The organism is Rhodopseudomonas palustris, assembly GCF_007005445.1.
GTDB classification, from domain to species: Bacteria; Pseudomonadota; Alphaproteobacteria; order Rhizobiales; family Xanthobacteraceae; genus Rhodopseudomonas; species Rhodopseudomonas palustris_G.
The window spans coordinates 340,622-358,068 of the sequence record NZ_CP041387.1; the positions used below are offsets into that span (position 1 = coordinate 340,622).

14 protein-coding genes and 1 pseudogene are annotated in these 17,447 nt (G+C 63.8%); 4 read left to right on the forward strand and 11 right to left on the reverse strand.

Going from position 1 to position 17,447, the window contains the following annotated elements; translation table 11 throughout:
• Nucleotides 1-109 precede the first annotated feature (109 nt).
• Nucleotides 110-682, forward strand: a complete 573-nt coding sequence (locus FLL57_RS01555; protein ID WP_047309532.1) for a hypothetical protein — start codon at nucleotides 110-112, stop codon at nucleotides 680-682.
• A 25-nt stretch (nucleotides 683-707) separates the two neighbouring features.
• Here the strand turns inward: FLL57_RS01555 and FLL57_RS01560 are convergent, their stop codons facing one another.
• Complete coding sequence (locus FLL57_RS01560) at nucleotides 708-2,045, reverse strand: PLP-dependent aminotransferase family protein (RefSeq protein ID WP_234713398.1); 1,338 nt, start codon at nucleotides 2,043-2,045, stop codon at nucleotides 708-710.
• A 310-nt stretch (nucleotides 2,046-2,355) separates the two neighbouring features.
• Here FLL57_RS01560 and FLL57_RS01565 point away from each other — a divergent pair, with 310 nt between their 5' ends.
• Complete coding sequence (locus FLL57_RS01565) at nucleotides 2,356-3,183, forward strand: alanyl-tRNA editing protein (RefSeq protein WP_234713397.1); 828 nt, start codon at nucleotides 2,356-2,358, stop codon at nucleotides 3,181-3,183.
• A gap of 16 nt (nucleotides 3,184-3,199) precedes the next feature.
• Here the strand turns inward: FLL57_RS01565 and FLL57_RS01570 are convergent, their stop codons facing one another.
• The 8 genes and pseudogenes from FLL57_RS01570 to FLL57_RS01605 form a co-directional block, all read right to left on the reverse strand.
• A complete protein-coding gene (locus FLL57_RS01570) occupies nucleotides 3,200-5,899 on the reverse strand; it encodes a DUF2339 domain-containing protein (protein WP_142881950.1) in 2,700 nt (899 codons plus the stop codon).
• Nucleotides 5,900-5,950: 51 nt separating this feature from the next.
• Nucleotides 5,951-6,136, reverse strand: a pseudogene (locus FLL57_RS01575) (NrtR DNA-binding winged helix domain-containing protein); the annotation flags it as partial.
• Nucleotides 6,137-6,164: 28 nt separating this feature from the next.
• Entirely contained in the window at nucleotides 6,165-8,969 is a 2,805-nt protein-coding gene (locus FLL57_RS01580; protein ID WP_185966177.1) for a DEAD/DEAH box helicase, read from the reverse strand.
• A 58-nt stretch (nucleotides 8,970-9,027) separates the two neighbouring features.
• Entirely contained in the window at nucleotides 9,028-10,092 is a 1,065-nt protein-coding gene (locus FLL57_RS01585) for a hypothetical protein (RefSeq protein WP_142881952.1), read from the reverse strand.
• A gap of 91 nt (nucleotides 10,093-10,183) precedes the next feature.
• Nucleotides 10,184-11,179: an NUDIX hydrolase gene (locus FLL57_RS01590; RefSeq protein WP_080964228.1), complete on the reverse strand. Its 996-nt coding sequence runs from the start codon at nucleotides 11,177-11,179 to the stop codon at nucleotides 10,184-10,186.
• Nucleotides 11,176-11,682 (reverse strand): tyrosine phosphatase family protein, encoded by a 507-nt coding sequence (locus FLL57_RS01595; protein WP_142881953.1) that lies wholly within the window; start codon nucleotides 11,680-11,682, stop codon nucleotides 11,176-11,178. Before FLL57_RS01595 ends, FLL57_RS01590 begins: the two co-directional genes overlap by 4 nt.
• A gap of 67 nt (nucleotides 11,683-11,749) precedes the next feature.
• Complete coding sequence (locus FLL57_RS01600) at nucleotides 11,750-12,367, reverse strand: YfbR-like 5'-deoxynucleotidase (protein WP_047309528.1); 618 nt, start codon at nucleotides 12,365-12,367, stop codon at nucleotides 11,750-11,752.
• A 46-nt stretch (nucleotides 12,368-12,413) separates the two neighbouring features.
• Complete coding sequence (locus FLL57_RS01605; RefSeq protein WP_047309527.1) at nucleotides 12,414-13,271, reverse strand: LysR substrate-binding domain-containing protein; 858 nt, start codon at nucleotides 13,269-13,271, stop codon at nucleotides 12,414-12,416.
• A gap of 130 nt (nucleotides 13,272-13,401) precedes the next feature.
• Between FLL57_RS01605 and FLL57_RS01610 the strand changes: the two genes are divergently transcribed.
• On the forward strand, nucleotides 13,402-14,376 hold the full coding sequence (locus FLL57_RS01610) for a sodium-dependent bicarbonate transport family permease (protein WP_142881954.1): 975 nt from the start codon (nucleotides 13,402-13,404) through the stop codon (nucleotides 14,374-14,376).
• A 28-nt stretch (nucleotides 14,377-14,404) separates the two neighbouring features.
• Here the strand turns inward: FLL57_RS01610 and FLL57_RS01615 are convergent, their stop codons facing one another.
• Together FLL57_RS01615 and FLL57_RS01620 are read right to left on the reverse strand one after the other, a co-directional pair.
• Nucleotides 14,405-15,040 carry a DNA-3-methyladenine glycosylase I gene (locus tag FLL57_RS01615; RefSeq protein WP_142881955.1) on the reverse strand — a complete coding sequence of 212 codons (636 nt, stop codon included), beginning with the start codon at nucleotides 15,038-15,040 and terminating at the stop codon, nucleotides 14,405-14,407.
• Nucleotides 15,037-15,918, reverse strand: coding sequence for a YgfZ/GcvT domain-containing protein (locus tag FLL57_RS01620; protein WP_047309525.1), 882 nt, complete (start codon nucleotides 15,916-15,918; stop codon nucleotides 15,037-15,039). The genes FLL57_RS01615 and FLL57_RS01620 overlap by 4 nt, the downstream gene beginning before the upstream one ends.
• Before the next feature lie 147 nt (nucleotides 15,919-16,065).
• On the opposite strand from FLL57_RS01620, the gene FLL57_RS01625 reads away from it, so the two are divergent.
• Nucleotides 16,066-17,400 (forward strand): dihydroorotase, encoded by a 1,335-nt coding sequence (locus FLL57_RS01625; RefSeq protein WP_013501016.1) that lies wholly within the window; start codon nucleotides 16,066-16,068, stop codon nucleotides 17,398-17,400.
• The last annotated feature ends 47 nt before the right edge of the window (nucleotides 17,401-17,447 follow it).

The following is a 17,447-nucleotide window of genomic DNA, read 5'->3' on the forward strand; positions in this document are numbered from 1 at the left end:
CGGTTAGTTCGTTCAGACTTTACCAACCAAGCTGCGCCATTCTCGCCGCAGTTTGTATGGTAAGGAACGGGTTAAGCGAGTTTAACCCGCTCCCAGTAGGAGTACAGGCATGTTTGCGCGTTTCGTTGTCGGCGCTGTGATCTCAGGCGCGACGGTCCTTCCGGCGATGGCCGGTTCGATGAACGCGGACGAGGCGCGCAAATTCGTCGCCAACAAGGTGTTCGCCTTTACCTGCTTCGATGGAACCCGCGGCGCCGGCCGCGTGTTCGACGATGGCGGCGCCGCCGGTGCGGTGCAGTTTTCGGGGTCCGGACCCAACCGCTTCATGCGCCTGCCGGGCAATACGCTCCAGGTTCGCGGCGAGTCGATCTGCGCGTCGATCAAGGGCATCCCGTTCGAGCCCTGCTTCAACCTGACCAAGACCAGCGAGCGCAGCTTCCGCGGTTCGGTGTCGGGGATGGGCTTTGCGTATTGCGACTTCCGCCATCAGGGCCGGATCCAGCTCGCGCGCGCGATCTCGCACTCGCAGAGTTCGCAAAGCCGGCCGCGGTCGTTGCACCCGCCCGGCACCCAGCAGCGCGCCGAAGTCACCGCCAGCGTACCGACACCGCGCGTCGAGTCGGCCCGGCTCGATCCGCCCAAGGTCGAGGCCGCGCCCGAGCTGCGCCGCTCCACGGACTGAGCTGAATTGCGGCACGCCGTCCGCATCACGTTTCAAAATCCGTTGGCCATGAAATTCCGATGGCTGCGAGCCGGTCCAACGCGCGGCCGAGTTCGGCGCGCGTCTTCGCTGCCGTCAGGCTGATCCGGATTCGACGCGGCGCCGCGCGGGTGACTGCGAAGGTCGCCGCCGAGACGACATCAATCCCGACCGCTCGGCATGCGGCCACCGGGTCTGCCATCTCCGGCGGCACGGCGAGCCACGCGTGCGGCGACGGCGGCGGATTGCCGACCCGACCATTGGGCAGTACACGGCGAGCGAGCCGGTGACGAACACCCACCTCGTCGCGCTGCCATTTGGCGCGGCGCAGGGCGGTCCCGTCTTCCATCCATCGGCAGGCGATCTCCGCCATCAAGGGCGCCAATGGCCACAGTGTCGTCTGCGGCTCGGCCGCAACGGCACGCGCAACCGGGCCGGCCCCTGCAACTAATCCGAAGCGCAGGCCGGCGGCGACCGACTTCGAGAAGCTCGTGACCAGTGTGCAGCGGTGCGGCAGCAGCATCGCCAGTGGCGGCGTTGCTGCCAGGGTGCCGTAGATATCGTCTTCGATGATCTGCAGATCGCGCCGCTTCGCGATCTGGGCCACCTCGGCCCGGCGCGCCTCGCTCATCGTCGTACCGGTGGGATTCTGCAGCGCAGGAACCAGCACCACGATGCGCGCCGACGTTGCCCGCGCCGCGCGGTCGAGCGCCTCCGGCAAGATTCCCTGCGCGTCCATCGCGACGCCATGCAGCGGCACACCGAGCTGGCGGGCCAATGCCTTGATACCAGGGAAGGTCATCTCCTCGACCAGCACCGGTTCGCCGGCAGTGCAGATGGCGAGCAGCACCGCGAGCAATGCCTGCTGCGCGCCTGCCGTCGGCACGATGTCGGTGGGGCGCAATTCCAGACCGCGCGCGGCGACCCAACTCGCTGCGGTGGCGCGGGTGCGGGCAATCAGCGTGGGTGTCGGATGATCGAGCGCGGCAGCCAATCCTCCATCACCTGCGATGTCCGCCAGGGCCAGATCCAGATCGGTCGTCGACGGATCGATCGCCGGAACGTTGGTGGACAGATCGATGACACGGAGAGCGGTGTTGTCGTTCGGCTCCTTGAGCACGAACAGGACCGCTTCTCGGCTCTCGGACAGCACATAAGTCCCGCGTCCGACCTCGCCGGAGATCAGATGTCTCCGGCTCGCCTCGGCGTAAGCGCGCGACACCGTGCTGACATTGACCTCGAGGCGCCAGGCGAGCTCACGATGGGTGGGGAGCCGGTCTCCCGGCCGTAACACGCCGCTCGCGATCGCCTCGGCCAAGGCTTCGACGATGGCGACGTAGCGCACGGGATGTCTGCCGGTAATGTCGGGTATCCACATTGTTTGCCAGACAATGTTTTGGTTGACCCGCACAATGCGTCTGCAGATGATGCAAATCAACCTCTGGTCGTGTTGTTAGTTCGGCCAAGAGGGACGCGTGGTGCGAGGCCGACGAGCAGGAGGTCGCATGGCAACATCCCGGCCGTGTTTTGACGAACATCGACGTATCACGTTCGAGCGGTGCTCGCGGGTAGTCCTGCGTCTGAGCCGCCTCTGACACCAACGATCTGAGCACGACGATATCCGGAGCGATTGCATCTCCGGCGGTGGCCGCACTGTGCGCGACATCGCCAGAGCACGGCCGTCGTCTGGGCTCACCCGATCGCCCATACTGTTCGTCCGCAGCCGAGGCGCCATGACCATCGTGCCCACGATCAAGCTATTCGAAACCGATGCTTACGTCCGGGAATTGGAGACCACCATTGTCGACCAGTCGGATGCGGGGGTGTGTCTCGAGAAGACGATCTTCTATGCTGAGAGTGGCGGCCAGCCGGGTGATGTCGGCGAACTGGTCCTGGACGGCGGCGTGCCGCTGCCGGTCGTGAATACGCATTATATCCCAGGCCGTCTCCGGATCGCTCATGTCCTCGCGACGCCGCCCGACCGGAGCCTGATCGGAGCCAAGGTGCTGGCCCGGATCGATTGGGAGAGGCGATACCGGCTGATGCGTCTCCACACCTCGCTGCATCTACTGTGCAGTCTGGTCGATGCTCCGGTGACAGGATGCGCGATCTATCCCGACTACGCGCGTCTCGATTTCGATATCGAGACGGCTCTCGATCGAGAGACGCTCACGGATCGCCTCAACGCGCTCGTCCGAAACGACCTGCCGGTCGAGATCGAGTACCGGAGCGCCGATGTGCTATCGGCCGAGCCGTCGCTGGTACGGACGGTTCAGGCTGCGCCGCCGCAGACCGGGAAGCAGCTTCGATTGGTCAGCATCGGTGAGGTCGACCGTCAGCCGTGCGGCGGCACCCATGTGCGGTCGACCGGCGAGATCGCAAGCCTCGCTGTGACCAACGTCGAGAAGAAGGGCCGACGCAACAGGCGGGTCAAGATCGCCCTCACGGCGTTGACCGAGCAATTGACGGAGACCGCCGGCTGAGGCGGTCGCCGACTGATCACATTGAAGACGAGCCCGACGGCGGCGGAGGCTGCGACGACGCAGTCGCCACCGGCGCTGTGCCGCGCGGCCGGAACAGGATGCGCTGATACAGCCAGCCGATCGCCACCAGCACCAAGCCGAGGCCCATGAACGACAGCGCCCGGTACACGCCGGTCAGCGTCGACATGTCGATCAGGAAGGCTTTGCAGATGGTCAGCCCGATTACCACCGCCGACGCCAAACGCGCGCGTTGCGAGTCGAACACAAGGCCGGCGCCGAGCAGCAGCACGCCGCAGCCGAGCCAGGCCAGCGAGTAGGTGTATTGTTCGGCGTCGCTCGGGGCGCCGAGCGACAGCACGGGGCCTTGATACAGCCGCCGGATTTCCAGCGTCACGTAAGCGAGCCCCATGATCAGCGCCAATGCGGCGAAGCCATTGCCGTAGGCCGGGCGCCGCACGCCCGCCACCGCGTAGGACAACAGCAGCGCCAGCACGGCCGGCAGCGCATAGCCGAGCAGGAGGCTGTTGATCACCACGCCACCGATATAGTTCGACCAGAACGCCGGGTTCTCCAGCAGCAACAGGCCGAACACGCTGCCCAGCGCCGCGAAGATCGCCAGCACGATCGCGGCGACGTTGTGCACCGGGCTGTGGCTGCGCAGCCGCAGCCGTTCGAGGCCGATCGCCATTGCCAGCGTGACGCAGACCTGCAGCGCGACCTCGGTCAGTCCCGCGTTGTCGCGATAGACGTCGCCGCCGTTGACGGCGTGGCGGATCTCCATGAACGCCAGCAGCACGGTGAACAGGATCGCCGCCGATTCCACCATGCGGAGCGGCTTGTCGTCGCCGCGCCGGCGCATCCAGATGCTGGCGAGCCAGAACGAGGCCGCCGGCACGCCGTAGCCCCACAGCAGCCAGTTGAACACCGGTGTGGTGCCGACCGCGTCGCCGACGATCCTTGGTTCATAGCCGATCCGCGCCACCACGATGCCGGCGAGGATCGCGGTGAGCCAGCGCAGGAATGGGATCGGACGCTGCAGCGAGATCCACGCGGTCCCCGCCGCCATCAGCGCCAGCGCGATGGTAAGCCAGCCCTTCTCGAGCGCAAAGGTCAGCGCCAGCGCCAGCGCGCCGAGCGTTCCGGTGGCGAACAGCGCGATCGAAATCGGCAGTCCCGGCCGGTTGTCGCGCTTGCCGAGACGTTCCGTCGCCAGGCCGAACGCAGCGGCCAGCACCACCGCGACGATCGCGAACGGGATCGAGCGGTCGAGATGCGAGATCCGCGCATACAGCGCGATCAGCAGCGCCAGCGGCGTGAACACGCCCGCCGCCGCCCAGATCACCGGCACGCCGGCGTTCGGCGATCGTCCCTGCGCCAGGATGCCGAAACCGGCGAAGCCGAGGCCGAACAATGCGGCGGCAACCAAATGCGTGGTCACCGGGCCGGCCAGCGGATCGGCGCCGATCCCCGGCAACGCTCCGCCCGGCATCACCAGCAGTTCGGGACTGCCGCGCACCACCCACGACAGAAACACCAGGCCCACCAGGCCGGCCGCGGCGCCGACCGCGGCGGTCGCGGCCGCCGCGCGCCAGGCGATGCCAAGCGTCGCGGCGACCAGCACCGCGAACACGATCAGCGCCGGATCGCTGTGCGCGCTGGCCACCACGATCAGCGCTGCGCCGAGCAGATAGGTGGCAAGCGCCGCTGACGACACCGGTTCGATCCGGCCGGGCTCGATCGGCGGTCCGAACAGCAGGCCGCACACCACCAAGAGTGCAGCGAGCGCGAAGCCCGCGATGACGTGGAAGGCGTGCGGTGCGATCAGCGTCGCGGCGCCTTCGAGGCCGGGCAGCGTCCACAGCAGAGCGAGCGCGACCGTCGTCAACGCCAGCCAGCGCCATAGTCGGATGCGGGCGAGCGCGAACGAGGCGGCGGTGATGACCGCCAGATAGATATACAGCGCCCAGTAGTCGGGCTCGCCGGACGACACCAGCACCGGCGTTGCAAAGCCGGCGACGACGCCGAGGCCGGCCAGCGCCGGGCCGTGCAGCAGTGCGGCGGCGAGCGTGCCGAGTGCCACCAGGCCGAGCAGGATGAAGGCGGTCGCGGGGACGAGAAAATCGTACAGCGCGTAGGCCGCATACACCGTCGCGAACGCCACCGCGGTGCCGGCCGCGGTGAGAATCGCCGGAATGTTGGCGATCGGCAGCGCGGCGAGTTGCGCCACGGCTTCCTTGCGGCGGGTCCATTCGCCGGCGATCAGCAGCGCCAGCGCGAACAGTCCGCCGAGCAGCACCCGCACGCCGGGGCCGAGCAAGCCCTGCTCGATCGAGTAGCGCACCATGAAGAAGCCGCCGAGCGCCAGCGTCAGGCCGCCGACCCACACCACCCAGCGGGTGCCGATCCGCTCCTCGAAGCCGGGCTTCGCCGCCGCGGGCGCCGTGTCGGCCGCTGTCTCGGCAGCAGGCGCAGTGTCGGATTGCGGCGGTTCGGCCGCAATCGTTGCGGCAATCTCCGGCGTCTGCTCGGTCCGAGGCTCCGGCGGGGCTTCGTTGATGGCAGTGGGCGGTGCCTTGGCGGCTGGGGGCGTCGCGGGGACGGGCTGTCCGGCGGTGAGGGCGTCGAACCGGGCCCGCAGCTCGGCGATCTGGGTCTGCGTCTTGCGCGCGATGATCAATGCGACGACGGCGAGTGCGAAAGCCAGTAGCTCGAACATCCAACCTCCAGGCGAGCGGCCCGGACGGCGGGGCGTTTCGCTTTGACTGACTTACCGCCGGCCGCGCACGCGCAGGCCGGGGGCGGGGCGTTCCTGCAGCACCTCGCGGCGGAAGCGGAACAGCGCGGCGGGGCGCCCGCCGGTTCGTGTCGACATCTCGCCGGTCGGTTCGACCAGCGCGCCGGCTTCCACCAGGCGGCGGAAATTCTGCTTGTGCAGATGCCGGCCGGAGATTGGGTTCAGACTGAGCGCCCTTCTCCAAACCTCAGGTGGGTGATGCAGCGAGGCCAAGTTGGTTGTCCTTCCCCTCTCTCTCGATAAGGCCTCTCTCACCGACAGCCAGAAGGATGAGGTCATTAGGGTGGAGGAATTTGCTAAGTTCGGAGGCCATTGTGACCTCGGCGCGATCCCTAGCCGACGCAATTTCTATCTGCTTTATCGCAGGGTCCTTTTTGCTCGGTGGTGCGTCTGAACCGATCGAACTCAACAATCTCTTCACTAGCTGATTTGTGCTGGCGTACCGACCATCTGGTGCCCGTTCCACGAGAATGAGTCGCTCCGCTTGAGTTCTTCCTTGATCGTTCTGAAATCGCGCCAGAAAGGCCGCGAAAAACTCGGGGAGGGAAGGGTCGTCGAAGCTACCGTAGCCTCCATCGAATTCTGGGGATGTGACTGAATCAATTATAAACTCGACGAACGACGATGAAAAATCGAGCAGCACCAAATCTGTATGCGGTCGCCAAGAGCTCCGGTTGGTTGTCACTGGAATCACGGTTCGTGTTCCAAATTCAGGAAATTTGCCTTTCATGTCCTCGGGGAGCCTTATCAGGAATTTTTCCGGATCGCTCTCATGGGAGAATTCGATTCTAAAGAAAGGGAGAGCTCGTTTGATGATCGAAGCGACTTCTTTCGTGCTAAAGGTGTTCTCGATAGTATTCTTGATTTCAAGATCACTCAAAGAGAGCAGGACTTCGTCCTGCATCCTTTTTGCCTTTCTGGCCTCTTCAAGGGCTGCATCTATTCTGTCAGCAGGGCGATCAATTGTCCCATTTCTTGCTTCTTCAAGGAGGGTAGAGATATCTATTCTATCCAAAAGCTCTCCCATCACCTCCGCAGCGTAAGCGTCGTAGTCTGAGAATTCCGCGCTTACTTTTGACATCGTCGCAACGATTGCCATTACACGATCGATAAGAACTCCAAGAATTTCGTTGTCTATCGTGTCCTTGGCATGAAAGTTGAAAACGATCACCCTTTGCTTTTGCCCATACCTGTACAGGCGCCCGATTCTTTGGCTAATCCGGCTGGGATTCCAAGGAAGATCATAGTTTATTAGAATGTGGCAGTTGCGATGCATATTGAGTCCCTCGCCGCCGGCCTCTGTTGAGATCAGCACAGGAACGTCATCTTCAAACTTTTCAACTGCTGCGCGTTTGTCGTCTGCGGTATGCCCTCCGTGGATCAACACGGATTCTATATTTAGAACAGAGCGCAGTATGTACAAAATGAAAGCTTGGGTGGCGCGATACTCCGTAAATATAAGAACTTTCTTCCCGTCCTTGTTGACCAATCTATCGATCAGTTTGACTAATTCGTTCCCTTTTTTATCAAGGCGCATGCAATCTGTTGTTTTGATCAGCAGGCGTTGGATCATATCTACTTCGCCATCGAAGAATTGTTTTGAGGCTGTCTCTGTCTGATTTTCGATGTCGTCGATCTCTTCGTCTTGCAGCGGTGGGACGGTGTGGTCGGCTATTCCTCCGTTGAGGATTCTGTCTAAGCGACGCTTCAGAGCCATATGGAGCGCTGCCACGGAAGATGACGCCAGTTTCCGATAGATTGTCATTACAAAGCCGACGGCGCGTCCTTCTGATCCCCCTATCGTTTCTCCAGCTTGGTATCCATTTCTGAGGTAGGTTTTCAGATTCTCTTCCATGTCTGCGAAATTCGCGTCGTGATCAACTTCGATTCTCTTCACTGAAATGCCTTTGAAGAGAAAGTTCCCGTCGATGTCGACAGTATCGATTTTCCGATTTCGAAGAACTATCTCTCTTACGACGTCGCTGTTGAATTCGAGCTGGTCGATGGCAGCCCTCAGATCAGGGCGCGCCAACGTCAACAGATTACGAAATTTTCCATTGTCACCCTGGTGAGGGGTGCCGGATAGCAGAACCAGAGAGTCGGTCTTTCTGCGCAAAGCTTGCGCAAGTCGAAAACGAAGAGTCGATTGACCGCGATCGTTGCGTGCAAGCCTGTGTGCCTCGTCGAATATAACGATGTCCCAATTTCCTGCGGCTAGCAGCATTCCAAAGGTAGTTGATAGGTCTGCTCCGTTGTCATCCGTCGATTGCGGCTTTGCTAGATCGAGAGAGATGATCACTCTCTCGTAGAGGCCCCATTCTCTATGATCAAAAATACGAAAATCGACGCCATATATAAGGAAGCGTCGATCGAACTTAAGCAGCATCTCGTCTTTCCACTGTCGGGTGAGTCCCGATGGTACAACGAGCAAGATTCGACGAAGATTCTCCTTTCGCTCGAGTCCTGCCATGAGAAGGCCGACTTCAATTGTCTTTCCAAGTCCCACATCGTCCGCGATGAGCCAATTGGTTTGGCCCGAATTTATTATGCGGTGAACCAATGCAATCTGGTGAGGAAGAGGATCGACATCTAATCGATCCAGGGCGCCTGTAGCCTCATTCCAGCCCTTGAGCGCATGGGCAACAATGTTGAGAGAGGTTCTTTCGGCCGAGTGGTCACCGCTGGGGTCCGACCGCTTGAAACGTAATGTTGGGTCCTTAACTCGCCTAAGTCGCTCGAATGGAAGCCAAATTACCTTTCCCGATTGGTGAAGTTGAACCAATGCTTGCTCGCGAGTTGCGATTTCTCGGATCTCAATAACAGTTCCGGTGCCGAGTGTACGTCTTACGCTCGACAGGGGGACGTCTTGAACCGCAAAGCCGGGCCTTAGTCCGCATCCCCACTCATCTCGCGAGAGCCAAAGTCTACCTAACGGTCCAAAATCGACCTCGATCTTGACTTGGTCTCCTCGAGTGCTGATCTGCAGAACCAATCCGATCTTGTCTGGGGAGGTTCGTTGGCATACCCACGCGCCAATGATAGGTATCAATTCAGTCATAGGCTTCTTTAAACTCGCTAGTATTGCTGTCGTTGGTTTTCAAGGCGGAGGCGTAGTGCCCGATTGGATTGACGTAAATCCCCGCCAACAAAGCTGTTCTTGAGAAATTGTTGGCAAGTCGATATCCGTCCACTATCGCGATGTCTTTGAGCGAGTCTCGTTCGTATCGGAATCGCGGATATAGGCGACCTGCTGGATAAGCTTCCAGATGATTGCCTCGTCGCCGATGGGTTGGCGGTTCGCCTAACGCTCCATTCCCGAATGCTTCCAAACGTGCGCAGGCGTAGTCGAGGAAGCGAAACCGAAGAGGGTCTCCATGGGGCAGATCGAGCCACTCGTCGACCCAAGATGGGTCGATTATCGTCTCAGGAGGCGTTCCACGTGTCTGAATGATGAGCCGAAAGGCCAGTTTCCAGTAAAGCTGGTTGTCTCGATCGTTGGTTAGGGTGACGTGGCCTCCCTTCTGGAGAACAAGAGAGAATAGTGGGTTGTCAATCCACGCTTGTTTTAGGTCGTAAGCAGCTAGTAGGTCGTCGGGTGACGCACCTTCTTGTCGGATCAGGTTCGTAATCGCCAAATAGCTTGAGGGATGTGGGTAATCTGTAAAGAGTTCAACAAAGCGTCGAAATAGGCGTCGTCTTTCTCGTTCAGTGACGCCCGCAAGGGCTAGCGCTGCATTGGCGCATTTCGTCGCGACACTCTCTCTAGCATTCTGAGGCCACTCGATAACAAAAGGGGCTTCTTGGGCGAACGGGTCATATGCGCCGATAGGAACGTAGTCGTGCCACGGTTCCGATTTGACTGCGGCCGGAGTTGAAGAAAGATGCTCGGGCACAGGGTCATCATAGTCTGACCATCGCGCCGTGAATTGGTGACTGTTGTCCCGAGACTGGTCCGTCGTTGCTTCTACAAGGAGACTGCGGTCTGTTTCATCAGTTTCGAAAACTGCATCAATAATTCTAACCGCACGGGGATCCTCCGGATCCCAAAAGTCGAGCGGTTTACTGGTTCGTTTAGACGGCGGAGAAAAATCATCCGCGCTCCATGATTCAGGCATTCCTGCGGCCCAGTGCCCAATGAACGGCTCACATCGGCGAAATATCTCATAATAAATTGTGTTCGGCGTCCAGCTCTATTCTGGGCTGTGCTCACCGCCGGCCGCGCACGCGCAGGCCGGGGGCGGGGCGTTCCTGCAGCACCTCGCGGCGGAAGCGGAACAGCGCGGCGGGGCGCCCGCCGGTTCGTGTCGACATCTCGCCGGTCGGTTCGACCAGCGCGCCGGTTTCCACCAGGCGGCGGAAATTCTGCTTGTGCAGATGCCGGCCGGAGATCGCCTCGACGGTGTGCTGCAATTCGGTGAGTGTGAACTCGGGCGGGAGAAGTTCGAACACCACCGGGCGGTATTTCAGCTTGGCGCGCAGCCGCGCGATCGCGGTGGCGAGGATGCGGCGGTGGTCGAACCGCATCGCGACGCCGAGCGTCGGCATCTTGCTGCGCGACAGCGCCGCCGGGCGACCGTCGCGGCGGGCCTCCTCGATCAGCCCGGCCTCGTAAAGCAGCTCGTAGCGGTCGAGCACGCGCTCCTCGTCCCAGGGCGCGCCATCCATGCCGAAGAACAGCCGCACCCGATCCCGCCGCGCCAGCGCCCGCGCCGTATCCGGCTCCTCGGCCTGGGCGGCCCAGGCGGTGAGCTCGGGGATGATGTCGCGCGCGATGATCGCGGGCTGCTGCTCGCGCCAGTCTTCCCACGGGAAGAAGCGATACCACGGCTCGAAGGTCGCGCCGGCCGCGCGCGCGGCGTTGTCGGCCGCGCGTGTCAGCGCCAGATAGCCGATCGAGGCGACGTGGACCTCGGTGTCGCCGAGCCGCGCGTGACGGCCGCGGTCGCCGAAGGTGTAGAGCTGCTCGACATAGCCGAGCCGCAGCCCGGTCTGCTCCTCCACCCAGGCGCGCAGCCCGATTTCGAGAGTGCGGTGGGTGATGGCGTCGAACGGGCCATAGGGAAGGCCGGCGAGGCTGCCGCCACCGTCGCCCGACGCGGTCAGGATCATCGGCTCGTTGGCCTCGATCGCGACGATCGCCGCGGTCAGGCCGATCTCGATCGGGACGGTCGCCTTGTCGTTCATCTCGGACGGCAGGCTCATTCGAGATCGACGCGGAACGGCACGCCCTCGATGCTGAGATCGCCGGGCCCGATCGCCTCGAGGGCGCGCAACATCCGCCCCTGCCGCCCGAGCGCCCGATCGGCCAGTGCCACGATCAACCTGTTCGGCGACGCGCAGGGCGAGGCCAAGCGGATCTGGCGGGCGATCGTCACCTCGTCGCGGTGCGGATTGAGCGCGCAGGCGGCCGCGAACGCGCTGGCGGTGGAGCGGCTGATGCCGGCGTAGCAATGCACCACCAGCGGGGCCGAACGGTCCCAGCTCCGGACGAAATCCAGCACCCGGCTGATGTGGTCGAGATTCGGCGCGTTGAAGCCGTCCATCACCTCGGTGATGTCGTCCATCTCGATGCGCAGATGGTTGGCCTCCAGCACGGTGGCCGGGCGCTGCACCTGGCCGACATTGGCCAATACCGAGAGCACATGGCTGGCCTCGGTCGCCGCGACGGTCGGATGCAGGGCTGCGAGTGAGCAGACGTGAATCATGAGCCTTTCCGAGGTTGGCGCGATCTTAATCCTGCGCCGTGGGCGGTGAAAGCGCGATGACGGAGGCTCAATCCTGCAGGCTCTCGAACCGGGCCAGCAATCGCTTTTCGGCCTTTCCGGCCGGCCAGGGCGTCAGATAGTCCTCGACCATCGCGTCCGGCAGGCCTGGATCGCTGCCGAACAGCCGCTTGGCCTCGGTTTTGGTGAAACCGGCGAGGTGGGTCGCTTCGAGGTAGGCAGAGCCGCGGTCGGCGGCCTTGATCTGGCGTTCGATCGCCTCGTCGAGAACCGCCGGCAGGCCGAACCGGATGTGGATCGCGCCGAGCAGGCGCTTTTCCACCCGCTTGTAGGATTCGCCGATCACCGCCTTGAACGGTGAGATCATGTCGCCGATCACATATTCCGGGGCGTCGTGCAGCAGCGCGGCAAGCCGCAGCCTGGCGTCGATCCTCGGGTTCTTCTCGCGCATCACCGCCTCGACCAGCAGGGTGTGCTGCGCTACCGAGAAAATATGCGCGCCGCTGGTCTGGCCGTTCCACCGGGCTACCCGGGCGAGGCCGTGGGCGATGTCGGCGAATTCGACGTCGAGCGGCGAGGGGTCGAGCAGATCGAGCCTTCGGCCAGACAGCATCCGCTGCCAGACGCGACTGGAGGCTGCGCGCGTTGCGGGTGGCGAACTCGTCATGGTTTCCTTGTTGCAGGTGGCGTTTCGGTCGCCGCTTCTTACGCCGTCAGCCGAGGCAGCGCACGATGTGTTCGCTCAGCCGCTGCGCCGGCGGCGACAGATCGGGTGCGTGCAACAGCGCGATCTCGGTGTCTTTCAGGTCCGGCAGCGGCGCGCCGTCGATCGTGTCGAGGTCGGCCGGTACCATGTCCTTGGGCAATACCGTGACGCCGAGGCCGGCCTTGACGGCGGCAAGCGAACCGGCGAGCGAACCGCACGTATAGGCGATCCGCCACGGCCGCCGGGCGCGGTCGAGCGCGTCGACGGCGCGCTTGCGATAGACGCACGGCGTCGGCGACACCACGAGCGGCAGCGGCCGACCGGTATCGATCGCCCGGCGATCGACCGTGACCCAGACCAGCGGTTCGCGCCAGACGCGGATGCCGCCGCCGTTGCCCGTGCGTTCGCGCTTGACCAGCGCGAGGTCGAACGCGCCTTTGCCAAACTTATCGATGAGATGGAGCGTGAGGTCGCAGGTCACCTCCAGCGCCACCGCCGGATAGGCATGGGCGAACCGCGCCAACACGTCCGGGAGATGGCGGGTGGCGAAATCCTCGGGCGTGCCGAGCCGGACCACGCCGCGCATCTGCGGCTCGAGCACGCGGGCCACCACTTCGTCGTTGAGCTCGAGCATGCGCCGCGCATAGCCGAGGAAGATCTCGCCTTCGGCGGTCAGCCGCACGCCCTGCGGACTGCGCTGCATCAGGCTTTGGCCGAGCGCGTCTTCGAGACGCTGCATCTGCAGCGACACCGTCGACTGCTGCAGTCGCAGCGATTGCGCGGCGCGCGTGAAATTGCCCATCGCCGCGATGGCGACGAAGGTGCGGGCGAGGTCGAGATCGAGATTGGTCAGGCGGCGGGGCATCCGATCATCATCAATTTCTGCAATGTAACGGTTTTACATTATCAATTTCAAAAATCATAGCCGCCGCCTTACGGAACCCCGACGTCACCGCTCCGGCCGCGAGCCGGGCGAAGTTGAAAGGGACCGACGCGTGCAAATCTTCGACCTCGCTTCTACCAACCTGCTGTCGCCGATGGTGCTGTTCTTCGGCCTCGGCCTGATCGCGGCGTTGCTACGCTCCGATCTCGGCCTGCCCGAGCAGATCACCAAGTTCCTGGCATTGTATCTGTTGATGTCGATCGGCTTCCGCGGCGGCGCCGAGGTCGCGCATCACGGTTTCAGCTCTCTCCTGGTGCTGACGATGGTGGCCGGCGTGCTGCTGTCCGCCACCGTGCCGATCATCGCCTACATCATCCTGCGCCGGATCTGCGGCCTGGAGCCGGTCGACGCCGCCGCGGTCGCCGGCCATTACGGGTCGATCTCGGCGGTGACGTTTCTCGCCGTCACCGGCGCGCTCACCCAACTGTCGATCCCGTTCGACGGCTGGCTGGTGGCGGTCGCGGCGGCGATGGAAACGCCGGCGATCTTAACTGCGCTGATGATCGCGCACAGCCGCAGCGGCGACCAAGCGTCCTCCGAACGCAGCGTGTTTCGGGAGATCGCGCTGCACGGCTCGATCGTGATGCTGGTCGGGGCCTTCGTGATCGGCGCCATCAGCGGCAACGCCGGCATGACGATGCTGAAGCCCTTCGTCGGTGATCTGTTCCCCGGGCTGCTCTGTCTGTTCCTGCTCGATCTCGGCCTGGTCGCCGGCCGCTGGCTGGCCCGCGGCTGGCGCGACCTGTCACCCGCCACCACGGCGTTCGGTCTGGTGATGCCGCTGATCGGTGCAGCGATGGCCAGCGTCGTGGCGATGGCCCTCGGTCTGTCCAGCGGCAGCGCCGCGGTGCTGATCACGCTGACGGCGTCGGCGTCCTACATCGCGGCGCCGGCGGCGATGCGGCTGGCGCTGCCGCGCGCCAATCCGGCGATCGCGCTGACGCTGTCGCTCGGCATCACCTTCCCGTTCAACCTCATCGTCGGCATCCCGCTTTACATCGCGCTGGCGAACCATCTGGCGAGGTGAAGCAGCCGGCCGAACGCGCAGGGCGCGGTCAGCGGCGCGGCGAAGTCTTGCGCCGCGCCGGTTTCTTCATCGCGCCGCAGGTGGTGTGGCAGTGGCAATCGACCAGATGGTCGTTGACCATCCCGACCGCCTGCATGAACGCGTAAACGATCGTCGGCCCGACGAATTTGAAGCCGCGTCCCGCCAGATCCTTGGAGATCTTCACCGACAGCGGCGTCGACGCCGGCACGCCCGCGGTGGTCTTGAAGCTGTTGACCATCGGCGCGCCGCCGACGAAGTCCCACAGCAGCTTCGAAAAGCCCGGGCCGTCTTCCTGAATCTTCAACCACGCTTTGGCGCTGCCGATCGCGCCTTCGATCTTGGCGCGATTGCGGACGATGCCGACATCGTTCATCAGCGCAGCCACCTTGTCGGCGTCGTAGCGTGCAATCTTGGCCGGATCGAAATCGTCGAAGGCGCGGCGGAAATTGTCGCGCTTGCGCAGGATCGTGATCCACGACAGCCCGGCCTGGAAGCCGTCGAGGATCAGCTTCTCGTACAGTGCGCGGTCGTCGTATTCCGGCACGCCCCATTCGGTGTCGTGATACGTGACGTAAAGCGGATCGTCGCCCGGCCACGGGCAGCGCATCAGTCCATCGGCACCAACGCGAGGTCCGCGGCTCATGTGCCGGTTTTCCGTTGCGTCGGGGTCAGCTCGTTCGGGGCGGCGATCAGCAGCGGGACGCCGCCCGCAACGAGCGGTACCGACGCTTCGCGCGCCTCGGCGACGCGGTCGATGCGCAGCAGCGCCAACCCGCGGCCGGTCGCCGACGATCCCATGGTGCCGACGCTCTTGTCGCCGGCGGTGATCTCGCTGCCCGGCTGCGGCGCTGCGCCGTCGAAGGTGACGCGCACGATCCGGGTCCGCGCGGTGCCGCGATGGTGCATCCGCGACACCACTTCCTGGCCGATGTAGCAGCCTTTGTTGAAATCGACGCCGTGCAGCCGGTCCATATTGGCTTCGTGCGGAAACGCGTCCGCATAGCCGAAGTCGAGGCCGCCGGCCGGGACGCCGCAGCCGATCCGATGTGCCTCGTAGGCGCTGGCCGTCGCCATCGTCGCGCCGAGCGCTTCGGCGGTCGCGGTGGCGAGGATTTCCGGCACCAGGATGCGCCAGCCGAGCTGTTCGCCGCGCGGATCGCGGAATCCCATCTCGGGCGGTTGCGGCGGTTCGCCGCCCCACAGCGCCAGCACGCCGAGCCGGTCCGACAGGTTCTCGATCAGCACCTTGGCGCGCAGCTTGTAGAATTTCAGCTTGGTGGCCAGCGCCTCGGTGAGCGGTTTCGGACAATCCAGCAGGAAGCCGCCGTCGTCCTCGGCCGGCAGCTCGGTGATCAGGAAATCGGCGACGATCTTGCCCTGCGGCGTCAGCAGAGCGCCGAATCGGCCGGCCCCGGGGGCGAGCTTGGTGAGATCGGTGGTGACCAGGCCGTTCAGCAGATGCCGTGCGTCGGGCCCGCTGATCTTGAGAACGCCACGGTCGGAGAGGAAGGCTGCCTGCATTGATTTCTCTCGTGACGCCGGCCGGAAACATCCTTGCGTTAGCGGTCCGGCCGACTAAGACATCCCAAGTTAGGCGGCCGGGCGCTGGTCAACAAGGCTTTGCAAGACTCGCGCCGCTTCGCTCCAAAACGGGCACCCGAGGACGTCATGACCGGCACATTCGACACCATTCTGAAGGGCGGCACCATCGTCAACCAGGACGGCGAGGGCGTCGGTGACATCGGCATCAAGGACGGCCGCGTTGCTGCACTGGGCTTGCTCGACGCCGAAAAGGCCGGCGAGACGATCGATTGCCGCGGCCTGCACGTGCTGCCGGGCGTGATCGACACCCAGGTGCATTTCCGCGAGCCCGGGCTGACCCACAAGGAAGACCTCGAAACCGGCTCGCGCAGCGCCGTGATGGGCGGCGTCACCGCGGTGTTCGAAATGCCGAACACCAATCCGCTGACGATCACCGAAGAGACCTTCACCGACAAAGTGAAGCGCGCCGAGCACCGCATGCATTGCGACTTCGCGTTCTTCATCGGCGGCACCCGCGACAATGTCGAGGAACTGCCTAAGCTCGAGCGCGCCCGTGGCTGCTGCGGCGTCAAGGTGTTCATCGGCTCGTCGACTGGAAGTTTGCTGGTCGAGGACGATCCGAGCCTCAAGCGCATCCTGTCGGTAATCCAGCGCCGTGCCGCGTTCCACGCCGAGGACGAGTACCGGCTCAACGACCGTAAGGGTGAGCGCATCGAGGGCGATCCGCGCTCGCATCCGGTGTGGCGCGACGACGTCGCTGCCCTGCAGGCGACGCAGCGGCTGGTGGCAATCGCGCGCCAGACCGGCAAGCGCATCCACGTGTTGCACGTCTCGACCCGGCAGGAGATGGAGTTTCTACGCGAGCACAAGGACGTGGCGTCGGTCGAAGTCACGCCGCACCATCTGACGCTGGTAGCGCCGGAGTGCTACCAGCGGCTCGGCACCAAGGCGCAGATGAATCCGCCGGTGCGTGACGCCTGGCACCGCGACGGCATCTGGCACGGGCTGGCGCAGGGCGTCGTCGACGTGCTCGGCTCCGACCACGCGCCGCATACGCTGGAGGAAAAGGCAAAGACCTATCCGGCCTCGCCCTCGGGCATGACCGGCGTGCAGACGCTGGTGCCGACGATGCTGGATCACGTCAATGCCGGCCGGCTGTCACTGGCGCGCTTCGTCGATCTCACCAGCGCCGGCCCGGCGCGGCTGTTCGGCATCGCCTGCAAGGGCCGCATCGCCGCCGGCTTCGACGCCGATTTCACGGTGGTGGATCTCAAGCGCAGCGAGACCATCACCAACGACTGGGTCGCCTCGCGTGCCGGCTGGACGCCGTATGACGGCGTGCGTGTCACCGGCTGGCCGGTCGGCACCTTCGTGCGCGGCGCCAAAGTGATGTGGCAGGGCGAACTGACGACGCCGTCGACCGGCGAGCCGGTGCGGTTTCTGGAGACGCTGAAGCCATAGGCGCTCACAATCAGGCGCAGCACCTCCGCGACCGGGGCATTGGCCGG